The organism is Kitasatospora sp. NPDC059599 (assembly GCF_042735125.1).
GTDB lineage: Bacteria > Actinomycetota > Actinomycetes > Streptomycetales > Streptomycetaceae > Kitasatospora.
The window spans coordinates 12775-39758 of the sequence record NZ_JBHWCL010000009.1 but is presented as its reverse complement, the minus strand read 5'-3'; the positions used below and the strand labels follow the sequence as shown (position 1 = coordinate 39758).

Genomic DNA, 26984 nt, shown 5'->3' with positions numbered 1-26984 from the left:
AAAGCGCACGACTCAGGAGAAAGGCAATGAACCGGAAAGGGCGGGCATTCGCACGGCCTCGCCGCGCAGCGCCCGCTCCAGCATGCCGCGCAGCCGTTCGTCGTCCAGGACCGCCCGGTAGTCGGCCTTGTCGGACAGCCGGCGGTCCAGCGCCAACACGCACTCCACAGCCGCGCGGACCTCCGGCGGGAGCGGGCCACGCCGGGAGAGCGCCGCGACGGCGGCCATCGCGGCCCGTTGCGGCCGCAGGTCCTGCCACGGCTGGTAGTGCTGAGGCATCCGGCGGAGTCGGCCCACCACCGACTCCGGATCCGGCGTCGCGGACGGGTCGCCGGCGGTGGACAGGCCGTCCCACACCGCCAGGACGTCGGCTCCCCGCCGGCCGGCCCGAACCCGCTCCGTCAACGCCGGGCGCAGGACGTCGGCGTGCTCCGCCAAGGCGATCAGGGCGTCGTACGGCTCGGGGCGGCGTGGATCTCCGCCGATGTAGCCACGGCCCTGCTCCTCCTCCAGCTCCGTCAACTTCTGCACCAGGCCCGGCATCACGCGCGGATCGCCCATCCGGGCCAGCGCCCAGTGCGCGAAGTCCGCGGTGTCGCCGTCCAGCAGGTCGTCCCCGCTCCGGTCGTCCAGCAGTGCGAACAGTCTGTCCGCGAACGGCGCGGCCCGCCGTGCCAGGACGGCCAGCAGGTGGGCGGCTCTCGTGCGGATCCGGGGGTCCGGATCGTCGAGCAGCTCGCCCGCCGCCGGTATCAGCCCCGGACCTGCCGAAGGCCGCATCGCCAGCACACGCCAGGCCGCGTCCAGCGCCGCCACCCGGAACTCGGGCGCGCCGGTGCGGGCCAGCCGGGCGGTGAACCGCGCCGCAACCTCGCCGGGCAGCTCCTCGGCCGCCGGCAGGATCAGGTCCGCGAGCTCGACGGGGTACTCCTCGGCGAGCGGGTTCCACAGCAGATCGACCGACGACGGCGTCGTCGGGCCGGTGAAAACCTCCACCAACTGGTCCACCCGCCCGGCTGCGCCGTCCGGGTCCAACCGGTTCAGGGCCCGCAGCGCCGCCAGCCGAAGGGCGGGAGCGTCGTCGTCGGCCTCGGCCGCCACCGCCGCCCGTGCCTCGTCGTCGGACGGCGCCGCGACCCGGCCCAGCCGCAGCAGGAGCCGGATCCGCAGTGCCGGCTCCGGCTCCGCCCGGAGCCGGTCCAACAGAAGGCCCCGGCGCTCCACCAGCGACACGGCCCATCGGCGCACCGTCGGATCCGGATCCGAGACCAGCGGCTCCGCGGCCGCACGGCAGGCCCGCCAGGCGGACGGCCAGCCCGGGGCGATCCGCTCCTCGGGCTGCGACCGCGCGCACCCGACCAGCATGTGCAGGGCCAGTACCAGCTCCTCGCGGGCCGGAAGCGCCGGGTCGCGGGCGAGGGCCAGCACGAACGGCAGCGCGTCCGGTGCGAGGGCACTCATTCCCCGTCGGTCCGAGTACAACGCATGGAACACCGCCTGCCCGTCGGCCGGTTCACCCCCCGCAAGCCGCCGCAGCATCGCGACGAACTCCGCCGAACCGAGCTGCGACCCGAGCCGCTCCCACGCCTTGTCCACCACCGTCACCGGCGGCATTGTGGCAGGCGTGGACCGGTTGGGCCCAACGATTTGTCGGACGGACGGACAGGCGATCCGCCGCCGACGCGGCCATCGACATCGGCGGCGGTGTCTGCGCGGCGCAGCAGGTGACGGGATCGGGCGGGACCGGGTGGGGCCGGGTGGGACCGATCAGGATTCGAGAAGCCCCGGGCATCGGGCCGCCCGTAGCGTGATGGACATGGGAAACAACGAAAGCACCGCGTCCACCGCGTCCACCGCGTCCACCGCGTCCACCGTGTCCCTCGCGTCCGTCACCCTTGAGGTGGCCGACCTCGGGGCCGCGCAGCGCTTCTACGCCGCGTTCGGCGTGGACCGGCACGTCCGCGTGCGGGAGTCCGGGGCGCCGTCCGTCGGGTTCCGTGGCTTCGCGCTGGCGCTCACGGTGTCCGGGCCGGCCACCGTCGACGCCTTCCTGGCGGCCGCGGTGGGCGCCGGCGCGACGGTCGTCAAGCCTGCGGCGAAGTCGCTGTGGGGCTACGGCGGTTCGGTGCAGGCGCCGGACGGGACGGCCTGGAAGGTCGCGACCTCGGCGAAGAAGGACACCGGCCCGGCCACGCGCGCGATCGACGACGTCGTCCTGCTGCTCGGCGTCGAGAACGTCAAGGCCACCAGGGAGTTCTACGTCGGCCGGGGCCTGACCGTGGCCAGGAGCTTCGGCGGCAAGTACACCGAGTTCGCCTCCGGCGGGCCCGGCGCCGTCAAGCTGGCGCTGTACAAGCGCCGCGCGCTGGCCAAGGAGGTGGGCGTCGCGGTCGACGGCAGCGGCTCGCACCGGATCGTCCTCGGCGGCACCGCGGGTTCGTTCGCGGACCCGGACGGGTTCGCCTGGGAGGCCGCGGTACCGGCCGCCGCGGCCGGCCCGTCCGCCCGCTCCTGACCCGCCACCGACGGGGCGAGTGCGAGGGCGGGGTGTTCGTCGCCTCCGGCGTCCGGGAGGACGGACCCGCAGCCGGTTCGCGCTCGCGGCCGGCTTGCGCCCGCGGCGAAGTGGGTCAGCGGACCGTGCCGTTGCGGTACAGCGCCGTGCGGGGGCCTGGGCCGGGGCCGGGAGCGGCGGCGTCGGGTTGCGGTGGTGACGCGTGGGGCGACGCCGCGCCGATGCTCAGCCGGAACGGCCGGGTGCGCCAGTCCCATCCCCGGCTCAGGACGAGGGCCGCGAAGTCCATCCAGTCGGGGCGTTGCCCGGCGGCGGACACGACCTGCGACCACCCCAGCACCGTTCCGTCGGCCAGCAGCGGGCCGATGAGGTCGGCGAGGCGGGGGTCGGGCCGGTGTTCCTCCAGCAGGGTGCGGGTGCGGTACCCGTCGGTGACCAGGAGGCCCCAGCCGCGTTCGCGGCACAGCTGCTCCAGGGCGTGGTGCTTGGCGCGATTGACGGCGGTGGCCATCTCGAAGAGCGCTTTGACCTCGATCAGGACGCAGCGTCCGTCGGTGGTGGCGACGAGCAGGTCGGGGAAGTAGGTGCGGGCGCGGCCGTCGAACTCGTAGCCGATGGCCAGTGGCTGTTCCTGGTAGTACGCGACCTGCGGGGCGAACGACAGCAGCTGGATCAGGTGGCGTTCGGGCTCCGACTCGTAGGCCACCGCGCGGCCGAGCTTGGGGCAGTGCCACGATCCGGAGCGGGGGTCGTCGTCCTCGGCCTCGCGCAGTGCGGTCAGTTCGCCGAGCGGTGGGGCGCACCCGGGGGTGCCGAACCACGTGATCCGGTCCGCCAGGCGCTGCCACCTGGCGGTGGCCCGCTCGACCCGTCCCTGGCGGGAGGCCTCGCGACGTTCCGCGTCCTGGCGCAGGGTGCGGATCGTCACGGCCTGCGCCGAGAGGCCGTCAGCCGGCACCTTGCGGACTCCGGCGAGGGTGGCAAGAAGGGTGACGGCCTGGCGCAGTGCCATGGCCGGGAGCAGGACCTGCGCCAGGTCGAGCAGCCGTTCGGCGCTGGAGGGCCCGTCGTCGTCCGGCGGCGCCTGATCGAGGTGCCCGAGTTCGGAGACGAGCGTGCGGAGCCTGCTGGTGGCGGGGGAGCCGGTGCGGGCCATCGCGCGTACGGCTCTGTTCTGCAGTTGGCGGATGCGTTCGCGGGAGAGGCCGAAGACTTCGGCGATCCGCTCCTGGGTCCGGGCGTTGTGGTCGGTCCGGGCGTCGTCGTCGCCCACGCCGAACCGGAGGCCCATGATCCGGCGGTCGCGCTCGCCGGGTATCTCGTCGACGGCAGCGGCCAGGAGTTCGCGCAGGAGCAGCGCGGTGTCGTCGTCCCGTTCGGCGATGGCGTTCCACGACGGTGCGAGCGTGGCGGCGCCCGGGCAGCGGCACTCCAGTACCCAGTCGCCCAGGAGGAGCTGCCCGGTCTCCTGCCAGAGGCGTCGTCCCGCGTCCCGGCGCACGGCGGGATCCACGGCGGCGAGGGTGTCGACCGTCGTACGGGTGAGGAAGAGCGCCCGACGCTCGGTGCTGAGGGCGTGTCCGGTCAGCCGCTGCCACTCGGCGAGGACGTCGGCCGGGCCGGTTCCCGGGGGGAGGGAGACGGGGAGGGCATCGTCGCCGGGGTCGGGGTCGGGGTCGGGGTCGGGGTCGGAGCCGGGGTCGGGGTCGGAGCCGGGGGCCGGGGCGTCGGTGGGGCCCGGGTCGTCGGCGGGGCCTCGGGCGGTGCTGCCGCTGTCGTGCGTAGCGGCGGACCTCACCCACTGCAGCAGCCGCTCGTCGGCGGCATCGCTGGTATCGGTGGCGTCGGCGAGTGGAACGTGACGGGCCAGGCGGGAACGGATCGCCCCGACGGTCCGGCCGTGCCGGTCGGCGAGTCCGTCGAGGCCGAGCCCCTGCCGGACGCCCTCCAGCAGCCGGACGTCCTCGGCCTCGGTCCACGGTCGGCCCGACCGCGGAGCAGGCGAATGAGCTTGCACAGTCCCCCCATGGCTTGTGACAACAGGGTGGAGTATGCCCGGGTCCGCGTCACGGGATGCGGAGGGGACCCCACCGGCGTCCGACCGCCGCCGCACGCACCGCCGCACGCACCGCCGCACGCACCGCTGCACGGAGAACCGACGTTCAACGGGGGACGTCCGTACGGCGGCGGCGGCGGCGGCGGCGGCGGCGGCTGCGACTGCGGCTTGCGGCTGCGCAGACGCGTCACGCGAGCCGGTCGGGGTGCGGCCGAAGCCGGGCGCCGGGGACGGTCCCGGCGGTGAGGCTGGTGAGGACGGAGCCGGACCAATCGCTCTCCCCGAACACGCCGACCGGCAGGGCGAGCACGCTGTGGTCGTGCAGGAGCGTCTCCGCCGGGATGTCAACCGGGAAGAAGTAGTTGCCGGGACACGTCCGGCTCGCCGTGGGGATCGCCCCGAGCACCTCGCCCGGCAGCCGTTCGAACAACTGTCGGGCCCGTACGGCCAGTTCGTCGACGACCTGCTGCGGCACGGCAGCGTGCTCGGTCAGCAGGCGGTCGGCGAGCCTCAGCTGTGCCGGCGTCGGCGGATCCGCCCGGAACGCTTCGGCCAGTGCGGCGTGTTCGTCCTGGTCCGGACCGAGCAGGACCACGCCGAAGGTGCGTGGCCACAGCCACCCCTTGGTGACCGAATGCAGCAGCACGGTACGACCGGTGCCCAGCAGCCGCCGGGTCCCGGCGGCGAACGGAGCTCCCAGGTCGTAGACGCTGTCGATCAGCAGACGGCGGCGCGGTGATTCCTCCAGCCACGCCATCGCCGCGGCGCACTCGGCATCGGACAGGTACCGGCCGAGCGGCTTGCTGGGGTTGGCGAGCAGCAGGTACTCCGGCCGGTCCTGCGCAGGCGACCCCGGCAGGGCCGGCACCGGCAGCGTCGGGTAGGAGGAGGGTGCCAGGCCTGCCGCGCGGGCCAGTTCGAAGTACACCGGGTACACGTCGCTCGGCAACCACAACCGCGCTTGTACGGCGTGCAGCCACCGGAACACCACATCGAGTCCGTGCCGGACCCCTCGGCAGACCATGGCGCGGCGGGACCACTCCTCCGGCAGCTCGAACCGCCGCAGCCAGGCCCGGGCGAGATCGCACCGGTGCACCGTGCTCATGACGGTCGGCGGTTCCGGTCGGATCGGAGCGAGTGCCCGGTACAGGTTGGTTTCGGCGGCGTCCAGGAGCGACGGGGACGTGCCGAGCTGCCGCTGTCGGAAGTCCTGGAACTCGTCGAACCTCATGCCGTCGAACCTCATGCCGTCGCACCTTCCGCCACGATCTCGCTGGCCCGGTCCTCCAGGGAGGCGTAGCAGCGTCCGTCGGCCAGGACGTTCCAGCTGCGCGCGATCCCGTTGGTGCGTTCCCAGAGCAGGCTCGGCTCGGTGTAGGCGGCGATCCGCATCGGCCGGCCGTTCCAGCTGCCCTGGTAGACCGGAGCGCCCCAGGGCAGGCGGCTCGCCGGTTCGAAGCCGTGCTGCTCGGCGAACCGGGTGACGACGGACAGCGAAACCTGGTGCTCCCGGCTCCAGACGTTGGCGGCGCGGTCGAAGTAGAGCGATTCGGTGCTGGTGGAGACGTACAGCTCCTTGAAGCAGACTTCCTCGACGCCGAGGTCCGCGGCCCACGAGAGGTAGTCGGCGACGCCGGCCGCATCGGCCACGCCGCCGCGCTGGAGGACGCAGATCAGTCTCGTCCGCAGGCCCGGCCAGCGGTCGCGGTCCGTGCGCCAGGTGTCGATCACCGAGCCCACCGGGGTGCGCAGCATCATCAGCCGCTCGCTGACGGCGTCGTCCTGATGGTGCCGGGAGAGCGCCAGCACGTTCAGGCCCGCGGCGCCCAGGGCGGCCAGCCGGTCGGCCCGGTCGGCGTGCTGTCCCTTCGCCAGGGTGTGCGCGTTGGTGATCAGGACGACCTTCGGGAACGCCGCCGAGCAGGCGGACACCAGCCGCAGCTGCTGGTCGAACGGTATGAGCGTGGGTTCCCCGCCGCCGGTGATCACCGCCCGCTCGGCCCCTGCCGCGCGGGCGCGCTCCAGCCAGTGGGCGACCGCGTCCCACGGGACCCGTGCCGGCGGTTGGTCGCTGGAGATCGACGCCGAGGAGAAGCAGAACGAGCACCGGGCCTGGCAGGCGGCGGCGACGGGTAGGACCGAGACCGAGCGCGGTCGCAGGTCGGCGTAGTGACGCCCGGCCGATCCGTGCAGGCGCAGGGAGCCCGCCATCGCGTCCTCGACGGTCGTCGGGCGCAGAGTGAACTCGTCGCCCACGTGGTCGAGTTCGTGGATCGCTGACAACCGGATGCGGGCCTCGTGCAGCTCCGCGCCGAGGCCGGTCCGCGTGTTGGGCACCAACGCGGCGGGGGCCACCGCGGTTTCCAGCACCAGCAGCCGGTCGCCCGGAATGGCCAGGCGGTCCAGCAGGCGTCGCGCCTTGGTGATGCCGATGCCCAACTCCGAACGGGTCAGCAGGTGGAACCGGTCGGGAAAGGTACTCTCCGGGATCCCCGCCTTACCGTAGGTGAACGCGTACTTGTCGAAGCCCTTCGCGAAGTTCGACAGCACGATGACGTGGAAGCGCTGGTCACTGCGGTTCATCCCGTCATCATATGAACGGACCTCGCGCTGGTCGTTCCTCCCCGGGAACCCTGCTCCGGCACCACGGACTCGACGACCGTGACCTCCGTCTGCCAGGACGCCGATGGTCCGGGGCCGTGCCGTGTGTCGCCGAGGTCGACGTGCTCCCGTTCACGAGCCGATCGTCGGCCCACCGGTGCCACGCATCCATCCAGCCCGCCTATCGTGAACGGATCCGACGCGCTGAAGGGTCCTCATGATGCTTCCTGCCGGCTTCGACCCGCTCGACGTGCAGATCCTGTACGCGCTCCACCTCAGGGCCCGTCACTTCGTCGCGCCGGTTCCCTGAGCTTCGCTCTCAGTGTGGAAACAGCTCGATCTGCCCCATCTGGTTGTAGCCCACGGAGAGACTCGTCAGCTCGGACACCTGCGCGCTCTCATCGCCGAGTTGCTCGGACAGGACCAATGAGGCATGCAGGTCCCGGAGTGCCTGCTCGGTGCGGAAGGCCAGGCCGTGGATGATGCCGATCCGCCGGAGCATCAAGGCCTGGCCGCGCAGGTCGTCGTTCTCCTCGGCGATCTGCAGGGCCAGGTGCAGGCAGGCGTCCGCTTCGCCGGTCCACCAGTACAGGTTCGCGTATCCGAGCAACCCGTGGGCGATCCGCCAGGCGAGGTCCGGGCGGCTGCAGTGCGCTGCCTGCCGGATCGCCTCCTTGATGTGCGCCAGCTCCTGAACGCACCACCGCAGGGCCTGTTCTCCGCTCGTGAAGACCGGCACCGGGGCCGGAGGATCCTCGTCCGCGAACGATGCGCAATGGACACCCGAATCCATTGCGCCGTTGGCGCTGCGCAGCGCTGCCGCGTACCAGACCATCAGGCGGACTCGGGCCGCGTCACGGGCCTCGGAGTCCTCCTCCGCCTCGGCGCGTTCGGCGGCGAACTCGCCCACCAGATCGTGGAGCCGGTACCGCAGGGGGCCGGGGCTCTGCAGCAGGTGGGCGTCGACCAGCAGTTCGAGCAGGTCGGCGGTGATGTCGGCGGGACGACCGATGAGGGCGGCTGCGGACTCGACGCCGAAGACGACACCCGGCCGCAGCCCCAACAGCCGGAACGCCCGCGCCGCCTCGCCCTCCGCCGACTCCTCACCGTCGCCAAGGGCGAGATAGCTGGAGGCGAACGTCGCCCGCACACCCAGATGACCCGCCGAAAGCGCCCGCAGCCGCCCGTCACCCGCGTCCAGACGCTGCGCGAGTGTGCTCAGCGACCAGCCCGGCCTCGCGGTGAGACGGGCACCGGTGATCCGCAGCGCCAGCGGAAGCCCCGCGCAGGCTGCCAGCACCCGCAGGGCGCCGTCCGGATCCTCCCGTACCCGGCCGGACCCGCACAGCGCGGACAGGAGTGAGCGCTGCTCCTCGATGTCCATGGGGCCCAGGGTGCTCTGGACCGCTCCGGGCAGGTCGGCGAGCACCGTGCGGCTGGTGACGACCACCGCACACGATCCGCTGCCGGGCAGCAGCGGCAGCACCTGGGCAGCGTCACGTGCGTTGTCGAGGAACAGCAGTACGCGACGGTCGGCAAGGACGGTCCGCAGCAGGGCGGCGCGGTCGTCGGTGTGTTCGGGAAGCGGCCGGCGCGGGGCATCGGTGTCGTCGGTGTGGCTGAGGTCGGTGAGGAAGCCGGCCAGAATGTCGTGCGGCTCGCGAGGCTCGCCGGATCCGAAGCCGCGCAGATCCACGTACAGCTGACCGTCGGGGAACAGGTTCCGCACCCGGTGGGCGGCGTGGACGGCGAGGGTCGTCTTGCCGACTCCCCCCATCCCGGCAACGACCAGGAGGGCGGGAGTGCCGCCGGCCGCGGCCGACGCCAGACGGTCGGTCAGGGCGTCCAACTCTTCTGTTCTGCCGGTGAAGTCGCACGTGTCGGCGGGAAGTTGGGCGGGAACCGGTCGTGTCCGCGCCGTCCGCGAGGGCACGGAGGAGTCGAGCGGTGCCGACTCGACCTCACCTGCGGCCGTGGCGTCGGCCCTGCTCCTCCCGGTGCCGACGGAGACGGGGTGGACGGACTCGGATCGCCAGAGGAGGTCGGCGTCGGCGCGGAGGACCTGTCGGTGTACGGCGCGTAGAGCCGGTCCGGGATCGACTCCGAGTTCCTCCCTCAGCAGGGTTCGGATGTCCTCGAAGGCGGCCAGGGCGTCTGCCTGGCGTCCGCTCCGGTAGAGCGCGGTGACCAACTGCACGTGGAACGCCTCATGCAGGGGGTGCCGAGCGGTCCAGCGGGTGAGTTCGAAGATCGCGCTCTGGTGCCGTCCAAGACGCAGCTCTGCCTCGAAGTACCACTCGGTGGCCTGGAGCTGTGCCTCCTGCAAGGCGTGGACGTAGGGAAGCTCCTGTTCGGCGAGTGTCGGCAGGTCGTCGAGCGGTGAGCCGCGCCACAGGGCCAGTGCGGCCGCGGTGTGCTCGCTGACGCCGAGCCAGTCGCCCCGGTCGCGGGAGGCGTCGGCGGCGGCAAGCCGGCCGGTGAAGTCCTCCGTGTCCAGTTCACTCTCGTCGATCCGCAGCAGGTATCCCGGCGGGACGGTGCGCACACGGTCCCCGCCGTCCGGTCCGAGGAAGAGGCGCAGCCGGGCGATCTGATTGTTCAGGGCGTGCACGGCGGTCGCCGGCGGCCGCTCCCCCCACAGGGCGCCCAGCAGCCGGTCACGTGAAACCGGCCGGTTCGGCTCCAGCAGCAGCGCTGCCAGCAGCGCCCGGCCCTTGGGTGAGCGCAGTGTCAGGGCTGCGCCCGAGTCGTCCTGGATAGTGAGGTTGCCCAACAGACCAAATCGCACCGACGCCCCCGCGTGCTCCGGGGCGGCTCCGCAGGTCTCTCGCGAGGATCCTGCCAGACCGCCGACCAAGATCCATTATCCACACGTCACGGGCCGGCCGAAGGCGGAGGGCAGGTACGGGTCGAGCCCGAGCGGCCGGGTTCGGGCGTTCGGATGCAGAGCCGCCGCCGTCTTCGTCGGCGTGCGTAGCTGCGCTGCGTCCTCCGGGTGACGATCCGGTTGCCGCCACCGTCGTAGCGGTCCGAGCCCTCGTACTCGATCTCGCTGCAACTGCCGCGGGGGCCGTGGCTGTTCGCGCTGTGCCCGCACGCGACACAGCCCGGCTGGCCCGGCGGGCCGGGGCGATCCGGCTGATCAGGCGAGACTTCAGCCGCACGGGCGCCGCCGACTCAGCCCTCACCCTCACCCTCACTCTCGCGCCCGGCCCCGGGCCCCGCGTCGCGCGCCCGCAGCGCGGCCCGGGGTCGGCTTGGTCGGTGAGGCTCCTTGTACCCTCGGCGGAGCACCGGCACATCCTCCACACCCGGGCCGGACAGCGGGTGGGCGGGCGGGAACGGGTGTGGACGACGGAACGTCCGACGGTGTGCAGGGATTCGCGGAAGCAGACCGGGCGGGAAGAAACGGGGGCGGAACATGGCACGTTGGGCGCTGGTCGTCGAGGAGACGGTGGGCATGGGCCAGGATCGGATCTGGGGGAGCAAGGTGCTCGCCGAGGTCGAGGGAACCCGCCAGGAGGCGGTCGAGGAGCTGAAGCGGCTCGTCCCCTCCTACACCCCGCAGCACCCCTTCAACAGCCGGCGGCGGACGCTGCTCCGTGACGGCGACACCTACCTGCTCATCGCGCAGGGGAGCATGCGCGACTACCACTGCGTGTTCAAGGTGTGGGAGCTGCTGTGGGACAGCAAGCGGCCGGAGGTGCAGGCGGAACGGCTGGCCGAGCTGCCCGGGGAGGGGCCACTGACGGCGGACGGATGACGGCCGGGCGACCAGCGGATCACGGAGGCCCGACACCCCTGACAGGCTGTCGCGCCGGCGGCACTCCAGCTGCTGCGCCCGGCCCGGCGGCGACGACGACCGCCCGCCCTCATGTCCGCATGACCCTGGCCCGTCCTGGACCGCCGACCCGGGCCCGGGGGGCTGTCGTACGGCGGGGTGCTCGCGCGGCCACCGCTGCTCCGGGCGTCAGCCGTGACGGTGTCGGGCCACCTCGTAGAGCAGCCAGTAGTGGGGGGAATCCTCGGCGGCGGGCGGGAGTTCGTCCAGGATCTCGTCGCCTCGTGGATCGTCCCGTAGCGCGAGCCGTACGGCTGCCTCCACACGCACGTCCTCGTCCGGGTCGGTGAGACAGGCGGCGAGTGCGTCCGTGGCGCCCCGATCGTGCGTGGGGGCGGAGGCGAGGGCTCGGCACGCCTGCCTGCGTACCGCCGCGTCCTCGTCCGTCGTGCGTTCCACGGCTGCGGACAGGGCTTCGTCGTCACCCCGTTCGATCGGACGGTGCAGCCCCGACAGTGCCGTGTGCCGGACTCCGCTGTCGACGTGACGGGTGAGCGCGGTGAGCGGCTCCTCGCGACGCGGGTCCTGGCAGTCGGCCAGTCCCGCGGTGAGCGACCGGGCGACCCGGGGGTCCGGCTCGCTCGTCACCCAGGGCAGGAAGAGGTCGACGAGTGGTTCGTCGAACGGCGCATCGTCGCTCTCGTCGAAGAGGTTGATCAGGCGGATGACCTCCGCGCCGAAGTAGCGCTCCAGCGAGTCGGACCGGTCGCGCAGGGCAGCGGCCGCGTTCCAGGTGGTGGGGCCGTGACGTTCCGAGAGCGCGGAGGTCGTCGCCCACCACACCACGTGGTCGACGTCGGGCTCGGCCAGCGCACGGGAGAGCAGTTCCCGGAAGGACGTCGCGATGCCGTACGACCGCTCCAGCTCGGTGAGTATCGCGGCGTGCCCGGTTCTCACGGTCAGGCCGCCCAGGGACAGTTGCTCGCAGTTCCCGTCGTCGGACGAGACGGTTCTGCGATCGACCGGCCCCCGCCGGCCGGTTCTGCGACCGAACTCGGCCACGACGTCCGTCTCGTGCCAGTACCGGGCCAGTGCCAGGGCGTCGCGTCCTTCGGCGTCCTTGATCCACATGTGGGCGCCACGGCTGACGAGCATGTTCGTGATGTGGTAGGCGCCCAGCTCGATCGCGCGAAGCAGCGGGGTGCTGCCGACGGCGTCCGTACGGTCCGGACGCGCGGATGCTTCGAGGAGGGCCTCTGCCATCGGGAGATCGAAGGCGTTCACTGCCAGGCACAAGGCCGGGGTGCCGTGCTCGTCGGCACTGTCGGGGTCGGCGCCTGCTCGCAGCAACGCGTGCACCGCAGCTGCGTTCCCGCTCCGCACCGCGGCTATGAGTGGTTCCACCGTCCTGCCTTCCGTGCCGCTCGGCCAGCCCGTCGTGAACCAGGACGGGCCCGAGGAAGCGTAGCCGCCCCGCGATGAGGGCAGGTTGGCGCCACCGCCCGGGCGAAGAGACCCGCCGATGATCCTGAGCGCGGGCGAAACGGCCGCCCCGTGTCCCGGCCTCGCGGTGCCGAGCGCGGCGTGAGCGCCCCGGCCGCAGTGCGGCGGCAGGCCGTCCAGCGCTGCTGCCGGGAGCCGCCGTCCAGCTGTGCCCGCCGCTGTGGTCGGCGAATCCGCGGTCCGTTGCCACCGGGGCCAACTGCTGTCACCGGCCCCTGCTGACGGTGGCGCGGGGAGGTGGGGGAGGTGGGGGAGCGCTGCGAGTCAGTGGTCTGGGTGTGGACGACGATCCCCGCATGTATGCTTACCGCGTAAGCTTACGCTGTACTCAAACGCGACCGACCTTCACCCCGAAGGGGAATGCTCCATGCACACCATCGCCGTCACGATGCCGCTGATCTGGCTGGCCTGGCTGATGCTCACCGAGTGGGTGCCGATGTTCCCGCTCAACGACCTGAGAGGGGACAACCGCCGCGAGAGACTCGGCGACGCCGCCGTCAACTACCCGATCCCGCTGCTCATCGCCGGCGGCATAGCGCTGGACCACCAGGCTTCGCGGATCGCCGCCCTGGTGCTGTGCCTGCTGGTCCTGGTCGGTCACGTGACCAGCTGGTGGCTGCCCTACGCCGGGATCAGCACGGCGGCGCAGCGGGAGTCCTACGCCCGGGACTACGCCCGCACACTGAAGGTCCTGCCCGTGCAGGGGCACGCAGTGGTGCCCGACGTCCAGCACATGGTGGTCGGTGTCCTCACCCTGGCGATGACGGGCGGCACCCTGGCCGTCACCCTGGCCGGGTGACTCTGTCACGCTGAGGGCATGAACCAGGTATCACGACCCGGCCGGGGAGGCCGCCCCGCGCAGATCAGCGCCGAGCAGATCACCGCCGCGGCGATCGAGGTGCTCGACCGCGAGGGGCTGGAGGCGCTGACGATGCGCCGGATCGGCGCGCACCTCGGGGTGGCGGCGATGTCGCTCTACCGTCACCTCCCGGGCCGTGACGCCATCCTGTCCACGGTGGTCAACCACCTGTTCGCCACCGCGCTGGCCGATCTGGACGCCGGGCCGACCTGGACCGAGGCACTGACCGGATTCGCGGTCGCCTACCGCCGCATGCTGCTCGAACACCCGAACGCGGTGCCCCTGCTGGCCACCCACCCGGTCGACCCCGACACGGCCGTCCCGCTCCTGGCCGTGCTGCTGGAACGCTTCACCTCCGCCGGCGTCGACCAGGACGAGGCGCTGATCCGCATCCAGTCCGTCGGGGTCTACACGCTGGGCCACGCCCTGGCCCAGGTCGGAACACACCCGGGCGCCGACGACACCGACGGCGACGAGGACGGACAGGATCCTGACGCGCTCGCCTACTACCAGCGGTGGTTCGACACGGGCCTGCGGGCCCTGGTGACCGGCTTCGAACACTGCTGAACCCCCGCGCGGGGAGCCGGAACCGCGACGCCGCCGATGCGGCGACCGACCGGGCAGGCGCTCAACGCCCCGGACGACCCGGCGCGGCACCAGGGCACCATCTGCCACGCGACCACGCCGGTCGCGCCGCGGTTCACCGGCCGCCCCGGGCGCCCGCTCGGGGGCGGACCAGCAGACGGCACACCACCAGGCCGTGGCCGACCCGTCCTGGTGGTGCGCGCGGGCGTGTGCCGGGCAGCCGGCCCGCAACACGGTCTCCAGCAGACCGGCGCTCAGGCCCCGGCCTGCTGGTAGAGCGTCACCAGGAGGCCGTGCACCGGCTCGCCCTCCGGGTCCTCCTCCGTCTCGTCGACCAGCCCGGCCAGCGCCTCGGCGAGCCGCGCCGCCTTGGCCGGGCTGAGCCGGAGGTGGCGCAGCGCCAGGAGGTGGTCGGCGGGGGAGCGGTCCAACTCCTGCGCGACGGCGCCGAGTAGCGCGGCGGTGCCCTCGGCCTGCGGTTCGGCGACGAGGAGCCGCTCGGCGGCCCGCCGGTAGTACTTCTCGGTGCCGCCGCGTACCCGTCGCGTTCCCGCGTCCTGGACCAGCCCCGCCTCGCACAGCACCCTGAGGTGGTGGGAGACGCTGCCCTTGTTCACTCCCAGCTGCGCGGCGAGCCGGCTGATCGTCGACGGCCGGCTGCTCAGGGCGAAGAGCAGGCGCTGGCGCAGGGGGTGGGCGAGTGCGGTGTGCTGCCGAGCGGTGCTGATCCGCTGGACGTCTTCGTCTCGTTGGTGGCTCACCGGATCAAGCGTCAAGTGCGTTTGACGCTCTGGCAAGTCGCCGGCCTGCTCCCTGCCACGACCTCCACCACATCAGCACCTGCGTCGGACGCCGTTGCCGTTGCCGTTGCCGTTGCCGTCGCCGCTGCCGTCGCCGTCGTCGAGTCGATCGCCGGCCCGGTCTGCGAGAACCACGTCCTTCAACGGCGCGCGATGGCGGCCAGCATCGGCCGCAGGACCTCGGCGGCGGGGGTGGCGGTGAGGTAGGCGGTGAGTTGCTCGTGGTGGCCGGGCGGGATCCCGCGGGTGAGGCCCGCTGCGAGCAGGGCGGCCACGTAGGCCTGTGCCGCGATCGGGCGCGGAAACCGCTGCCGCAGGTCTGCGCGCAGGCGGTCGGCCTCGGTGTGCCGCTTCTTGCGGTCGGCCGTGAGGATGTCGGCGGCCAGTCGCACCGCGGGCAGTGCTGCGGCCAGCCGGAGCTGTTGCTCCGGGCCCGTGGTGCCGGTGCTGAGAAAGTGCGTCAGATGCGGGCCGAAGCGCCCGGCCCGCTTACGTAACTCCCTTGCGGCCACGGGGAGGTCAGGGCAGGGGTTGCCGGGATTGCACCATCCCAGCCGGGCCTGGTCCTGCCAGAACCGCGGCGGATCCTCGAACCACGCCCAACGCAGGACGGGGGCGAGCCCGGTCACCGGTAGCCCGCTGGTCCGGAAGCTTTGCGCCGGGCGGACGGTGAACTCGGCGCCGTCGTCGGCGCGGAAGACCAGGACGAGCTGCCAGGTGCAGCAGGTACGGCGGATCTGCGCGGTGATGATGAAGCGTTGGGACTCGTCCGGGGCCAGCCGTACGTGGGTGCGGTCGAGGAACGGGCGGGCACCGACACGTCGGCGGGTGAGCTCGTCCACCTCCCAGAGCGCCGGACGTTCCTGTTCGAGGTCGAGTTCCAGCTCGGGTACGCCGCTGACGCCTTGCGGGAGCCGGGAGACCAGTGCCCCGGTGAGCGCCTCGGCCCGGTCGACGACCTGTGCCCGCAGGTCGCGCAGCGTGAGGTGGGTGTCGGAGCGGTTGGTCACGGTGACGGACAGCTCGGTGGTCGCGAAGTCCACGCCGCCGTGCCCGCGTGCCCAGTCGGCCACGTCCTCCTCGCCCGGGCGCTGTCCCGGCAACAGCACCGGTGGGTCGTCCAGCGCCGCGCACGCGGGGATCACCAGCCACTGACCCGGCTCGAAGTACTCGATCAGGACGTCCACCGTCTCGGCGCCCGCAGGCCGCACCGGCCGCGCGGCCGAGTGCACGTGCACTCCGCCGTGCACGGTTCCGGTCTGCAGTACCGGGCCGTTGACGGTGGCCCCGTCGGTGACGAGGTTCTCCACGAAGCTCTCCACGGAGGAGGTCGGCGGCGGGTCCGGGGCATCCTGCGGCATGGCCCCCATGGTCGCAGGCAGGGGCGTGCCACGAGGAGCCTTGCCCGAACTCCCTCCGCTCCGAGGTGGTTCACCATAGGATCCGCCCCACCGACGGTCCGCCACCGGCTGCGGCACGGCAACGCGGGCGAGCACTGCCCTGGGCCGGGGGCGCCATCCGGATCGAGAGACCGCCCTCTTCCGCGGCCGCCGGACGGTGCCACCGTTCCGGGGGTCCTTGGTCGGGCACCACCGGGCGAGGCCGGTCCTCGTCCGGTGGAGCCGGGCCGGGTGCGGATCCTTCGGACGGTTGGCGGGATCTTGGCGGTCTTGGGCGTTTACGCCACTCGTGGGGTGGGGGTCGGCGGCCGGAGGATGGAGTCATCGCCGGCCGGGGAAGCCCGGGCTCGGCCGACCGTCCCCATCCTGACCAGCAAGAACAAGAGGCGCCCCATGACTGCCACCGTTTCCGACGAGATCTCCAGCGCTGTGCTGGGTGTGCCCGCCGCCCTCCCGGCCGAGGCCGCCGCACATTTCGCTGCCCGTCTGGCGTTCGAGGCGGATGTGTCGGATGTCCACGCCGATCTGGCGTCCGGTGTGTCGGGTGTCGTGGTGGTGGACACCCGTAGCGAGGTCGCGTGGGACCAGGGCCGTATCCCCGGTGCCGTGCACATCCCGACCGCGCGGATCGCGGAGCTGGCGCCGCGGTTGATCGACCCGGCCTTGACGGTGGTGACGTACTGCTGGGGTCCCGGCTGCAACGGGGCGACCCGTGCGGCGCTGGCTTTCGCCCGGCTCGGGTACCGGGTGAAGGAGATGCTGGGCGGCTTCGAGTACTGGGTGCGCGAGGGCTTCGCCTACGACTGCGCCACCGGCACCGAGCAGCGTCCCGTCGACGACCTGACCGCCCCGCGTTCGGGCATCTCCTGCGCATGCTGAGCGACACCGTGCGGCCGGGCGGCGCGATCCGCCCGGCCACCGCGGCCGACCTGCCCGCGATCGCCCGCCTGTGCGCGGCCCACGCCGAGTTCGAACGCGCCGCCGGGCCGGTGCCCGCCGACCTCGCCGCCCGCCTGGCGCCGGTGCTGTTCCCGGCAGGGGCGGCACATCCGAGAGCGTGGTGCCTGGTGGCCGACCGGGGTGGTGAGCTGATCGGCTACGCCACCTTCGCCCGGGAGTTCTCCACCTGGCAGGCGGCCGAATTCGTCCATCTGGACTGCCTGTTCGTCTCCGAGCGGCATCGGGGGGAGGGCTGGGGGCGGGCCTTGCTGGACGCCGTGAAGGACGCGGCGGCTGCCCTCGGTGTCGAGCAGGTGCAGTGGCAGACGCCCGACTGGAACACCGACGCGATCCGCTTCTACCGGCGGGCGGGGGCCCGGGCCCGGTCCAAGGTCCGGTTCGCACTGCCCGTCCGCCCGGCAGCGTCCTGACCCGAGCGCCTGTGGTGGGTCACGCCGCCGGGCCGTGGCCGCCCGGAGTGTGTCCGGTCGTGGCCCCGGGGCGGGCCGGAGCCCGGGGGCGGGGTCCGGGTCCGCCGTCGTGTCCGGGCCCGGGCCGCCGGCGAGTCACGGTCCTTCGGGGCAGAGGTGGGTGTGGTCGGTCGCGTGGGCGCTGTACAGCGTCGGAAGGTCCGGATCGTCGTCGATGGTGAAGATGAAGTCGACTGTCACGCCGGGGAGTTCGGCAATGGTGCTCCGCATGGTGAACTGCGGGAGGGAGTGTGCCTCGCGGCGCCGTTCCCAGGGCACGCCGGCGGCGGCGAAGGCGGCGGCCAGGTCCGGGAAGCCGGGTGGGCCCGGGAAGTCGCGGTACGTACCGGGCTCACCGGTGGGGAGGGTGACGGTGTCGTACCACGTGCGGACCGAGACCTTGTTGACGATCAGGCACCGGCAGACGTCGGCCGACATGCACCCGTACTGGAACCACTGCGGCCACGGCAGGTGATCGGCTTGGCGGCCCGACTGCTGGGGCTCTCCGAGAGCGGCGACCGGGAACGCCCCGAGCGGCCGCAGGCCCCCGAGGTCCGCGGTCGCGCCGAATCGGGTCAGAGCGTCCAGCAAGCCCATCGTCTCCATGCGTTCATGATGTCACCGGGCATGGTGCGGAGTCTCCGGCGGAGGGGAAGGACGCTCCGGGAGGGTGCTTGGGCACCCATCGCCGTCATGCAGCGGTGAGCGTCAAGTCATGGACCAGGAAGTGGAGTTGCAGGTCATCGGTGGACTCCGCCCAGAGCCCTTCGGCGTCGAGCACGGATGCTGCGACCATCCGGGCCTCGGCGACGAGTTCGGGGTGGTAGTCGAAGCCCGGCCACGGCAGGACGGGGTAGCCGTTCTCCTCGCCGAACTGCCGGACCTGCTCGATGTCGCCCAGGACTGCGGGCGGAAGCGACTCGTTCGCCCATGACCACAGCCAGGACTGCTGGGGGACGCTGACGCTGCCGATCAGCGTGAGTCGACCGGTGAGGAACACCGTCCCGGAGCGCGACCACGTGATCTGCGCGTCGTCCATCGACCACTGGTACTGCACGTCGCCCGACAGTCCGAAGCGTTCGACCATGAGAGCCTGCCGACTGCGGGCGCGTTCGCGGGCCGCGCGTACGACCCCCTCCCAACCGGAGTGGTCATGCTTCGAGCGGTCGTCCACTATGTCTCCTTGCACCGGAATGATCGGCAAGATCCTCCCATCCGGCCTGGTGGTCCACTGCAGCGGGTTCGATCAGGCGCTGTCCTGACGGGCGGTCTGCCCCATCCGGCAGTGGAGGGGCCGGCCGTCGGGACCGTCGACGACGCGGGCCGGAAGCAACGGGTCAGGCTGCGGTGAGGAGGTACCGGTAGCGCCGAACGCCGTCATACCGGGGTACTACAGCGGGACTTGGCACCCCGGTATGACGGTTTCCGCCCCTCCCCGCCCGTACCGTCGCCCCTGTCCGAGGCGGACACGGAACCGAACGAGGGGAACGGCGATGAACAGGCGAGGACGGGCCGTGGCGGCGGCACTGCTGGCGGCGACGGCGACACTGGGCGTGATCGGCGCACCGGGCGCGGCGGTGGCGGCGGTGGCGGCGCCGGGACGGGGCGCCGAGCAGCAGGCCAGGGCCTGGCTGCCGCAGCCCACTGGTCCGTACCCGATCGGCACGACGTCTCTGCAGCTCACGGACGACCACCGGGACGACCCCTGGAAACCCGGACAGCACCGCAAGCTGATGATCAGCCTCTGGTACCCGACCACCCGGCCCGCCACCGGCGACGACCGCGCGCCGTACATGCTCCCCGCCGCCGCCGACCACTTCGGCAGCGCCGACGGCGTCACCCAGAGCGACAACCACGTCGAGCCCGGCCGCACCGACTGGGCAGGCATCCGCACCCACGCCCGCCCCGACGCGCCCGCCCGGCCCGGCGGCAAACGACCCGTCGTGCTGTACTCGGCGGGCTTCGGCGACCCACGGACCTGGGGCACCGCCCTGGTGGAGGACCTCGCCTCGCGCGGCTACGTCGTCGTCACCGTCGACCACACCTACGACGCCTCCGAGGTCGCCTTCCCCGACGGGGACCTCGCCACCTCCGTCCTGCCCGCGCTGTTCGCCCAGCCCGGCCTCGACACGGGCGCCTTCCTGCGCAAGATCCTGCAGGCCCGGGTCGACGACACCCGCTTCGTCCTGGACCGGCTCGCCGGGCTGCGCCAGGACGCGCAGCTGCCGGCCGGCCTCGCCGCCTCCCTCGACCTCGACCGGATCGGTATGGTCGGCCACTCCGGGGGCGGCTCCACGGCCCTGCAGACCATGCACGACGATCCGCGCCTCAAGGCCGGCGTCAACCTGGACGGCCAGCTGCACTTCCCCGGCCCGGACGGCACCGACGCCCACCCGTCCCTGCCCACCGTCGCCGAGGACGGCCTGACCAGGCCGTTCCTGCTCATGGGCACCCAGGAGTCCGACTCCGGCAGCTACCACCGCCAGCCCGGCTGGGACGCCCTGTGGCAGCACAGCACCGGCTGGCACGCCGACGTGACCCTCACCGGCTCCCGGCACGGGTCGTACACCGACGCGCAGTCCCTGCTCCCGCAGCTGGCCCGGCAGGGCGCGATCAGCCCGCAGAAGCTGGCCGAGGACGTCGGCGACGTCCGACCCGACCGCGCCGAGCAGGCCACCCGCAGCTACGTCGCCTCCTTCTTCGACCGCTGGCTGCGCGGCCAGGACGACCACCTCCTGGACGCCCCGTCGACGCGCTTCCCCGAGATGGTCTACGAGCGGTAGAGCGGCGGTACGAAACCGGAGCCGTCTGCCCGCGCACCCGCCCGGCCCGCACCAGGGCGCGGTGCGCACCGGTTCCACCGACTCGCGCAGCGTGCCGGTCAGCCGCCGCGCCTCGGCCTCGCCGACCGGGACGGCCGGCTCCACGTGCCGCCGCTCCCTTCCCCCGCCCGCCGGCCGCCGCCCGAACCCGGCACCCGCCCGTGTCATACCTGGAGGGGCTGTGTCATCGACCGGCCATCTCCCCAGGCGGGAGCGGTTCACAGCCAAGGCAGTGTCATGTGACTCCAAGGGATAGTTCGCGAGCCAGCACTCTACGACCAGAGGTTACGACTTGTGGTCTGCGAGCCGTTCGAGCGTTACTTTGTGAGGCGACGCCCAGGGACGGTGACCATCGGTGACGAATCGGGCTGTCGGCAGGTCGCAAGCAGGGCGGAGCCGATCGCCCCACCCGAACCCGCAGCGGGTGCCGGCCAGGGTGCGAACACCCCGGCCGACGTGCTGGCCGAGCGGCTGACCGGGATCAGCCGCCGGCAGCACGAGCACCGCGCCCGCACCGCCGAACGTCTGACCGCCGTCCTGGACAGTGGGCTGCTGACGGAAGAGCCGGCCGCACCGCCGAGTCCCTGGCTGGCATGCGCCGCGTCGCCGACGCGGGCGGCCGGCTTGCCTCGCGGGCGCGGCGCGGCGTCGACAGGCCCGTCGTCGGCTGGGACAGGCAAGCGGCCGGTCAGGTAACGCCGACGCCGATCCGGTTGCAGTCGCATCGCCGTGTTGGCAGCGCGGTCAGAAACCGCAGTTCCCCCACGCGCCGCTCCCGTTCCCGCCATCGGAGAAGGTGTGCCAGTTCCCCCGCATGCGCCAGTCGTTGCACAACGCGGTCGACCCGTGGTTGATCTCAAGAACCGGCGTGAACTTCTTGGGCGCCCCGTAGTTGTCGATGGGGACAGGCTGCGAGGTCCACCAGCCCGAGTTCGCGTTGCTGTAGGCCCGGTCGTACCTCCAGCCGGAGCCGTCGGCGTACGGGTGCTCGTCGTCCAGGCGGATGTACCCCACCTTGTTGCTCAGGTCCACCACGCTCCCGTTCTGGTTCCAGTGGAACTCGGCGTACACCTGGCGGCAGTCGGTGTAGTAGCCCAGGTACAGCGTCCCCAGCCGGCGCGGGGCAGGCGTCCACGGGTCGGACCACGCCCCCTTGTCGTAGATGTCCGTGGGGTTGTCCGCCACTATGCGATTGGAACAGCTGGCGGCCTGTGCCGGGACGGCCGTGACCGCGCCGGCTGCGGCGATTGCCGCGACGGCCGCGGCCAGTCGACGCAGCGACGGACGGGCGGTCTTGACTTGACGCGCACACATAGAAGCGCCTTCCACTGTTTCCCCGTCCCCGGTAGCCGAAGCACTGCCGGCCGTGGCTGCGGTCGCCCCCCGGGTCACCACGACTGCCGTTGCAGCCTTGACGATTCCGCGCATCACGCAAGATCCTTCCCCGTGTCGGTGAACAGCGGCTGCGCCAACGGTTGGAGAGCCTAGGGTCCGATCCTGGCGGGGAGACAGGCCATTTTCGGCCCACAGGTCCAGCCCACTCCAGACCACGGCGGGAGTGCGGTTCGGGGCCCGGACCAGATCCGTAGCGGGATGCCGGCGCCGGTGTCGAAGCGATCGTCGGCACGAACAAGCCGCCTCAGCACTGCCAGTAAGTCCTTCGGGGGTTGATCACGCGGCGAGGCGGAACGAGGACTCTTCCTGCGCCCGAATCGAGCAGGCCGGCCGTCGAGCCGTTCGGCGCGCTTCATCTCTTCGCGGGCATACCGGGTGACGCGCTCGGACGCCTCCTGGCGGTTCTCCGAAGGGTCAGGACGTGCCGGTGGTCGAGAGGGCACCCACGACGAACTTGTGCGTCTGTGCGGCTGCTTCGTCGATCGGTACGTGCTTGCCGTCCGGCGGGAAGAAGTCGACGACGCCGATCGCTCCGTAATTTGCCCAGAAGCAGGTCGTCATGGGGAAGGTGTCGCTGACGTTCTGCTGGCACTTCACCACCAAGTCTTTGGTGGTGGAGTACTTGGGCTCGCCCACCGGGTTCCGGCCGTATCCCTTCTCCAGGTCCATGGTGTGGGAGAAGACCTTGTCCAGCGAGGCGGCGGGGTCCGCGACCTTTTCATACAAAGTCGTCCGGGTGGTGAGGTTCGGCGCGGTCGCCCGCATCCCGCCCTTGCTGAGGGTGATGCGCGTCGCGCCGAAGCAGGAGACCGTGTCTTCCCTGGAGTCCTGCTTGATTTGCGGCAGGTCGTCCTCACCGGCGACCGACATGTCCAAGTCGCTGCCGAAGTGGAATCCTCCATCGCCCCTGTCGCAGGTCATGCCGTCCAGTGCAGGCACGCCGATTGCCTTGTACCGTGCTCCGGTGTCGGCAGCAAGCTTCTCCACCTTCGGCAGAGCGTCCTTCTCGTCGCCACCGTCGGATCCGCAGCCTGTGGCGAGCACGCCAACGGCTATGGCGGCGGCCGGAATCCCCCACTTGTTCCTCATTGCCGATCTCCCCTGGTCAGTGATCACCAAGGGATCCTATGGGACGCTCGGGATGTCACTGTGCGGTCGGTTCAGGGCGCGGTGGCGCTGTTGCCGCCGCTCCGTTTCCCTTAGCCGACCGCACAGTGCCACTCGCCGGCACCCCCGAAGACGCCCCCGACTACGCCTGCCGGCACTACCTCACCACTCCCGACATCTGACCAGATGCCCCCACGACGAGGGCCCCGGAGCAACCCCCGAAGGACTTCCGGAGCCGACCACTCAGCGTGACTCGACCGGTGCCCGGACCGCCGCTCGCAAACTACAGCTCGCATTCGCAATCTATCGATCGCAGTCACATGTCATACCGGTGCCCGGCCCGCCGGCCACTGGTGAGTTCCGCCCCGGCGCCTGGGGCGTTCCGCCTCGCCGAAACTCCCCGCCCACCGCAGACATCGCACGTGGTCAAGCGCCAAGCGGGATGGGTCTGATCAGCGGCTGGGAGTGGTGGATTGCCAGGTGAGATCGAGTGCGCCGTCGATTGTGGCGGTGCTGGGTTCCTGGGAGCCGCCGAGGGCTGCGTGGCCCAGCAGCGCGGGCGTGCCAGCCTCCAGCGCGTGGGCGATGTCTTGGAGCATTGAGGTGACCGAGGCCCACTGGGGGACGTCCAGGGTCCAGGTCTCGTGGTCCCAGAGGAGTACCGTGCCGTGGGTGTCACCGGGGCGCATGTCGACGACCAGCCCGTCGCCGCCGGGGCTCAGCGCAATCGGCATGAACTCACGCACATAGCGCGTCTCGGGCCGGCCGTTCTCGTCGAACGAGTCGCCTTCCTGCTCGGCGACCAGGAGCCAGATCTCGTGGGTCTCCAGGGCCTCGTCCAGCGAGACCGGGGCGAACGCCTCCGGAATCCAGTGGCTCGCAATGACGTCGGGCAGCAGCCACCAGGCCCGCAGGTCGGCGGGCAGGGGCAGGCCGAGATCTGCCTCGAACGCGTCCAGGCGGGCGGCATCCGACGCTGGCCTCGCCGGGCCTCGCCGGGTGTGCGCAGTGAGCCAGGCGCCGACGCGGCTCCAGGAGGTCGGGACGTCGTGATCAGCCGTTGTCATGGCGGGCAGTCTGCCTCACCGGGGTGTCAACGGCCGAAGCTGTGCAGCACTCTCAGCAGAGCAACTGGTCAGGCCGCGATCGCGGTGAGAGCCGGTGCGGGGAAGGCGGCCGGTGCGACCCCGCCGATCACGGACGGCGCCGGGCCGCCCGCCACCACGCCCACCGTCAGCCGGGCCCGTCCGTGCGGGAGCACCGGCCACCCCGGCGCCGCGCAACGTGACATCAAGGCCCCCTGTTCCGCCAACGCACGTGGCCGATTCCACTCGCCCACGCGCCGGGACATCACCTGCGTGGAACACGGTGAGTGCGGCAACGAGCGGGACCATCGGGCGCAACGGGATCAAGCCGGCTCCTGCGGAAACGGCCTCCCTGGTCCGCCGGACCATCCCGCCCTTCGGCTCCACCGCCGGCTGAGGCACGATCCCTCGGTCGGGTCGTCAGTGGTGCGACCAGTACGGGTCGTCGGTGGTCGGGGGCACCACGTTCAGCTGGTGCCAGTAGTCGTCCAGCCGTTGGCCGGGCTGGGAGGGGTTCATGCCGTACACCTCGGTGCCCGCGAAGTGGACTCCGCTCATGGAGGCTTGGAGACTCACCCTGGAGGTGTCCATCTCCAGGGTGAGGAAGACGCCGTCGGGTGAGGTCGCGGAGATCTGGCGTTCGTCGGTGGGGAACGGGTCGGTGTCGGTGCCGATGTAGTTCCGGAACTTGCCGACGGTGTAGCCGTGTGCCGTCCAGTACCGGGCGAGCTGGTCGGCGAGGGCCTCGTACTTCGACCGGTCGACCCGGGTCTGGACCGACCACATGCGGTCGACGGTGGAGGTCGGCGTCGGCTCGCCGTCCCAGTGGTCCGGGTCGCGGACCACGTAGTACCAGCCGTCGGAGTGCGCGACCTGCGGGGTGATGGCACCCACGGAGCCTTCGAGGGCGCTCTGGATGCTGTCCCGGGCCTTCCCGGCGTCCGTCCCGGGATCGTCGTGCCTGGCGACCGGGCCGTGACCGTGGTTGAACAGCCACGCCCCGACCGTGACCGTGCCGATCAGGAGGATGGGAAGCAGCGTGCCGAGAACGACCGGCCACCTGCGGGCCGTGGTGCGGTCACTGGTCTGCATCTGCATCGTCCCCCGTGCTTGCGATCTGCCTGCGGTCTTGATCACGACGCTACCGGCGTGCAGTGCCGCAGACCTGAGCACGGGTACTCAGATGTGGGCTCAGCCGGGAGTCGACGACAGCGGCCCTTGTCGCACCCCACTGCCAACGCGGCTCGGCACCTGTCTCCACGGCCCCACCCGGGGGCACCCGGACCCACCCGCGGGCCGCTGCGCCCGCTGGCGCCGCCGACCCCGGCGGTGCGAACGGCGGACGGCCGACGGCGCCGTCCGAGTCGTCCTCGTGCACGGCTGCCCGCAGGGGCGGAGTCCGCCCCTGGGGCCGGTGGACGTCCCCGATGAGGGTGAACGCCGTTTCCCTGAGCGGCCGGGTTGAGCCGGCCCCATCCTGGCCGGCCTGCGTTGAACGGGCCCGCAACCGGCCGGGCCCGCAACCGGCTGGGCACCACCGACGGGACGCTCGAACGCGCCTGCGGGCTCGGGACCACCGACACGCTCGCGCGGGCGTTCCGCCGCCCGCTCGGCATGACGCCCACGGAGTACCGGCGCCGGTCCCGGAGCGTCCCGTCCACTCCCGGGGGTGAACGGACGACGGACGCCCGCGGTCCGGGGACCGCGGGCGTCCTGGGTACCTCAGCGGTGCCGCGTCAGCGGCGGGCGCCCCGACGGCGGGCGATCACCAGCGCGCCCCCGCCGACGGCGAGCAGCGCGGCGCCACCAGCGCCGTAGACGATCATCTGGCTGCTGTTGCCACCCGTGCTGGCCAGGGTGTTGGCCGGCGTGGTCGAGACCGGATTGGCAGTCGGCTTGCCGACCGGACCGGTCGTGTCCGCCGGGGCGGACGGCGCCGGAACGACCGGGGCGGTCGACGGGGTGCCGCTGGACGGGGTCCCGGTGGCCGGCACCGACGGCTTGGCGGTGGTGGAGGGCGAGGTGGTGGCCGTCGCGGTGGCGGTGGCCGAAGGCGTCGTCGTGGCAGTGGGCGTCCCGGTCGGGTGCGGGGTCGCGGTGGCCGTGGGTGACGCCGAGGAGGTCGGCACGGGGACGGTCGGCGTGCCGGTCGGGGTCGGCACGCAGGCCTTGCCGCCGTTCCAGGCCGAGATCAGGTTGTCCGGGAAGAGGCCGTCCGGGTACCTCGGCGCGGGGTTGGCGACGCCGTCGAACTTCTTGTCGCCGTTGTACAGGTCGATCTGGCCGTAGCACTTCGGCAGGTGGGCGGAGACGTCCAGGGTCGCCTGGCGGTTCCCGCTGCGCAGGGTGGTGGTCGCCCAGCCGAGGAAGGTCTGCTTGCCCGAGGTCGCCCAGGTCGGGCCCTCGGTTTCGTAGGAGGCCAGCGAGACCCGGTAGTCGCAGCCGTCCGCGACGTCGCCGACCAGGCGGACCTGGATGACGCCGTGCGGCTGGGACATCCGGCCGTCGGAGATCCAGCCCTTGCCGCCGTCGACGGAGAACTGGACGTCGACGGCGCCGCACCCGTGCTCGGCGTGGGCCTGGGCGGTGCCGGCGGTGAGCAGCGGAGCGCCGACGGCTATGCCGAGGGCGGCGAGGGCCGGAAGGCTCCGGCGCAGGAGTTGGTGCACGAGGAAGCTCCCTAGGGTTGTACACGGTTTGGGTGGGACTCACCGCTCTCTTGGTGGCGATCCGGAGGGACCGTCACCGGACCTGAGCGGACGTGAGACCGCGACCGTACCCGATGGCCCGGCGGCCCCTGACCCCAGGGCGTGAACCTGGCAGCGAGGAAGCCCGCTCTCGTCCGGCCGACGGGCAGCCGCCACCGTCCGTTCCGCGGACGAGGCGCCAAGGTGAACGGGGCGGACAGCGCCGGATGATGCGGCAGGACGCCCCTGCCCCCCGGCCACGTCCGGGCGCGCTGAACGGGCTTGGCTGCTGTCAGGTGCGCCGGGGACCGGCTCGTCGGGTCCTGCGGCTCGCCCTGTTCCGGTGTTCCGTGGCAGCACCGATCCGCGTGCGGTCGCC

General features: G+C 72.2%; 23 protein-coding genes. 7 read left to right on the top strand and 16 right to left on the bottom strand.

Going from position 1 to position 26984, the window contains the following annotated elements:
• Window positions 1-12: 12 nt before the first annotated feature.
• Window positions 13-1605 carry a hypothetical protein gene (locus tag ACFV04_RS05240; protein ID WP_380526922.1) on the bottom strand — a complete coding sequence of 531 codons (1593 nt, stop codon included), beginning with the start codon at window positions 1603-1605 and terminating at the stop codon, window positions 13-15.
• Between the two features lie 211 nt (window positions 1606-1816).
• On the opposite strand from ACFV04_RS05240, the gene ACFV04_RS05235 reads away from it, so the two are divergent.
• Window positions 1817-2515: a glyoxalase gene (locus tag ACFV04_RS05235; protein WP_380526920.1), complete on the top strand. Its 699-nt coding sequence runs from the start codon at window positions 1817-1819 to the stop codon at window positions 2513-2515.
• A 115-nt stretch (window positions 2516-2630) separates the two neighbouring features.
• On the opposite strand, the gene ACFV04_RS05230 is transcribed toward ACFV04_RS05235, so the two are convergent.
• The 4 genes from ACFV04_RS05230 to ACFV04_RS05215 all read right to left on the bottom strand — a co-directional run bounded on the left by ACFV04_RS05230 (window position 2631) and on the right by ACFV04_RS05215 (window position 9945).
• Window positions 2631-4532 (bottom strand): TnsA endonuclease N-terminal domain-containing protein, encoded by a 1902-nt coding sequence (locus ACFV04_RS05230; protein WP_380526918.1) that lies wholly within the window; start codon window positions 4530-4532, stop codon window positions 2631-2633.
• Between the two features lie 226 nt (window positions 4533-4758).
• Window positions 4759-5802: an aminotransferase class I/II-fold pyridoxal phosphate-dependent enzyme gene (locus ACFV04_RS05225; RefSeq protein WP_380527031.1), complete on the bottom strand. Its 1044-nt coding sequence runs from the start codon at window positions 5800-5802 to the stop codon at window positions 4759-4761.
• Window positions 5803-5813: 11 nt separating this feature from the next.
• Window positions 5814-7154, bottom strand: coding sequence for a radical SAM protein (locus ACFV04_RS05220; RefSeq protein ID WP_380348066.1), 1341 nt, complete (start codon window positions 7152-7154; stop codon window positions 5814-5816).
• 337 nt (window positions 7155-7491) lie between these two features.
• Window positions 7492-9945: a BTAD domain-containing putative transcriptional regulator gene (locus tag ACFV04_RS05215; RefSeq protein WP_380526916.1), complete on the bottom strand. Its 2454-nt coding sequence runs from the start codon at window positions 9943-9945 to the stop codon at window positions 7492-7494.
• Window positions 9946-10593: 648 nt separating this feature from the next.
• On the opposite strand from ACFV04_RS05215, the gene ACFV04_RS05210 reads away from it, so the two are divergent.
• A complete protein-coding gene (locus ACFV04_RS05210; protein ID WP_380348069.1) occupies window positions 10594-10935 on the top strand; it encodes a hypothetical protein in 342 nt (113 codons plus the stop codon).
• 207 nt (window positions 10936-11142) lie between these two features.
• Here ACFV04_RS05210 and ACFV04_RS05205 read toward each other — a convergent pair whose 3' ends face one another.
• Window positions 11143-12357, bottom strand: coding sequence for a HEAT repeat domain-containing protein (locus ACFV04_RS05205; protein ID WP_380526914.1), 1215 nt, complete (start codon window positions 12355-12357; stop codon window positions 11143-11145).
• Between the two features lie 466 nt (window positions 12358-12823).
• Between ACFV04_RS05205 and ACFV04_RS05200 the strand changes: the two genes are divergently transcribed.
• A complete protein-coding gene (locus ACFV04_RS05200; protein ID WP_380348073.1) occupies window positions 12824-13255 on the top strand; it encodes a hypothetical protein in 432 nt (143 codons plus the stop codon).
• 18 nt (window positions 13256-13273) lie between these two features.
• Window positions 13274-13882, top strand: coding sequence for a TetR/AcrR family transcriptional regulator (locus tag ACFV04_RS05195; protein ID WP_380348074.1), 609 nt, complete (start codon window positions 13274-13276; stop codon window positions 13880-13882).
• A 272-nt stretch (window positions 13883-14154) separates the two neighbouring features.
• Here the strand turns inward: ACFV04_RS05195 and ACFV04_RS05190 are convergent, their stop codons facing one another.
• Window positions 14155-14661: an ArsR/SmtB family transcription factor gene (locus ACFV04_RS05190; protein ID WP_380526911.1), complete on the bottom strand. Its 507-nt coding sequence runs from the start codon at window positions 14659-14661 to the stop codon at window positions 14155-14157.
• A 179-nt stretch (window positions 14662-14840) separates the two neighbouring features.
• Complete coding sequence (locus tag ACFV04_RS05185; protein ID WP_380526909.1) at window positions 14841-16061, bottom strand: hypothetical protein; 1221 nt, start codon at window positions 16059-16061, stop codon at window positions 14841-14843.
• A gap of 432 nt (window positions 16062-16493) precedes the next feature.
• Between ACFV04_RS05185 and ACFV04_RS05180 the strand changes: the two genes are divergently transcribed.
• Complete coding sequence (locus ACFV04_RS05180; RefSeq protein WP_380526907.1) at window positions 16494-16979, top strand: rhodanese-like domain-containing protein; 486 nt, start codon at window positions 16494-16496, stop codon at window positions 16977-16979.
• Window positions 16973-17470 carry a GNAT family N-acetyltransferase gene (locus ACFV04_RS05175; protein WP_380526905.1) on the top strand — a complete coding sequence of 166 codons (498 nt, stop codon included), beginning with the start codon at window positions 16973-16975 and terminating at the stop codon, window positions 17468-17470. Before ACFV04_RS05180 ends, ACFV04_RS05175 begins: the two co-directional genes overlap by 7 nt.
• 135 nt (window positions 17471-17605) lie before the next feature.
• On the opposite strand, the gene ACFV04_RS05170 is transcribed toward ACFV04_RS05175, so the two are convergent.
• Window positions 17606-18115 (bottom strand): hypothetical protein, encoded by a 510-nt coding sequence (locus tag ACFV04_RS05170; protein ID WP_380526904.1) that lies wholly within the window; start codon window positions 18113-18115, stop codon window positions 17606-17608.
• 85 nt (window positions 18116-18200) lie between these two features.
• Entirely contained in the window at window positions 18201-18683 is a 483-nt protein-coding gene (locus ACFV04_RS05165) for a DUF6882 domain-containing protein (protein WP_380526902.1), read from the bottom strand.
• Between the two features lie 319 nt (window positions 18684-19002).
• On the opposite strand from ACFV04_RS05165, the gene ACFV04_RS05160 reads away from it, so the two are divergent.
• Complete coding sequence (locus tag ACFV04_RS05160) at window positions 19003-20292, top strand: alpha/beta hydrolase family protein (RefSeq protein ID WP_380526900.1); 1290 nt, start codon at window positions 19003-19005, stop codon at window positions 20290-20292.
• Window positions 20293-21075: 783 nt separating this feature from the next.
• On the opposite strand, the gene ACFV04_RS05155 is transcribed toward ACFV04_RS05160, so the two are convergent.
• From ACFV04_RS05155 to ACFV04_RS05130, 6 genes are all read right to left on the bottom strand, one after another.
• Window positions 21076-21516 (bottom strand): hypothetical protein, encoded by a 441-nt coding sequence (locus ACFV04_RS05155; protein ID WP_380348088.1) that lies wholly within the window; start codon window positions 21514-21516, stop codon window positions 21076-21078.
• Window positions 21517-22140: 624 nt separating this feature from the next.
• Complete coding sequence (locus ACFV04_RS05150; protein ID WP_380348089.1) at window positions 22141-22842, bottom strand: hypothetical protein; 702 nt, start codon at window positions 22840-22842, stop codon at window positions 22141-22143.
• 443 nt (window positions 22843-23285) lie between these two features.
• On the bottom strand, window positions 23286-23900 hold the full coding sequence (locus ACFV04_RS05145) for an SMI1/KNR4 family protein (protein WP_380526898.1): 615 nt from the start codon (window positions 23898-23900) through the stop codon (window positions 23286-23288).
• 68 nt (window positions 23901-23968) lie between these two features.
• Window positions 23969-24124 (bottom strand): hypothetical protein, encoded by a 156-nt coding sequence (locus ACFV04_RS05140; RefSeq protein WP_380348093.1) that lies wholly within the window; start codon window positions 24122-24124, stop codon window positions 23969-23971.
• Between the two features lie 214 nt (window positions 24125-24338).
• Window positions 24339-25010, bottom strand: coding sequence for a hypothetical protein (locus tag ACFV04_RS05135; RefSeq protein WP_380526896.1), 672 nt, complete (start codon window positions 25008-25010; stop codon window positions 24339-24341).
• 644 nt (window positions 25011-25654) lie between these two features.
• Window positions 25655-26587: a hypothetical protein gene (locus ACFV04_RS05130; RefSeq protein WP_380348097.1), complete on the bottom strand. Its 933-nt coding sequence runs from the start codon at window positions 26585-26587 to the stop codon at window positions 25655-25657.
• Window positions 26588-26984: the final 397 nt, after the last annotated feature.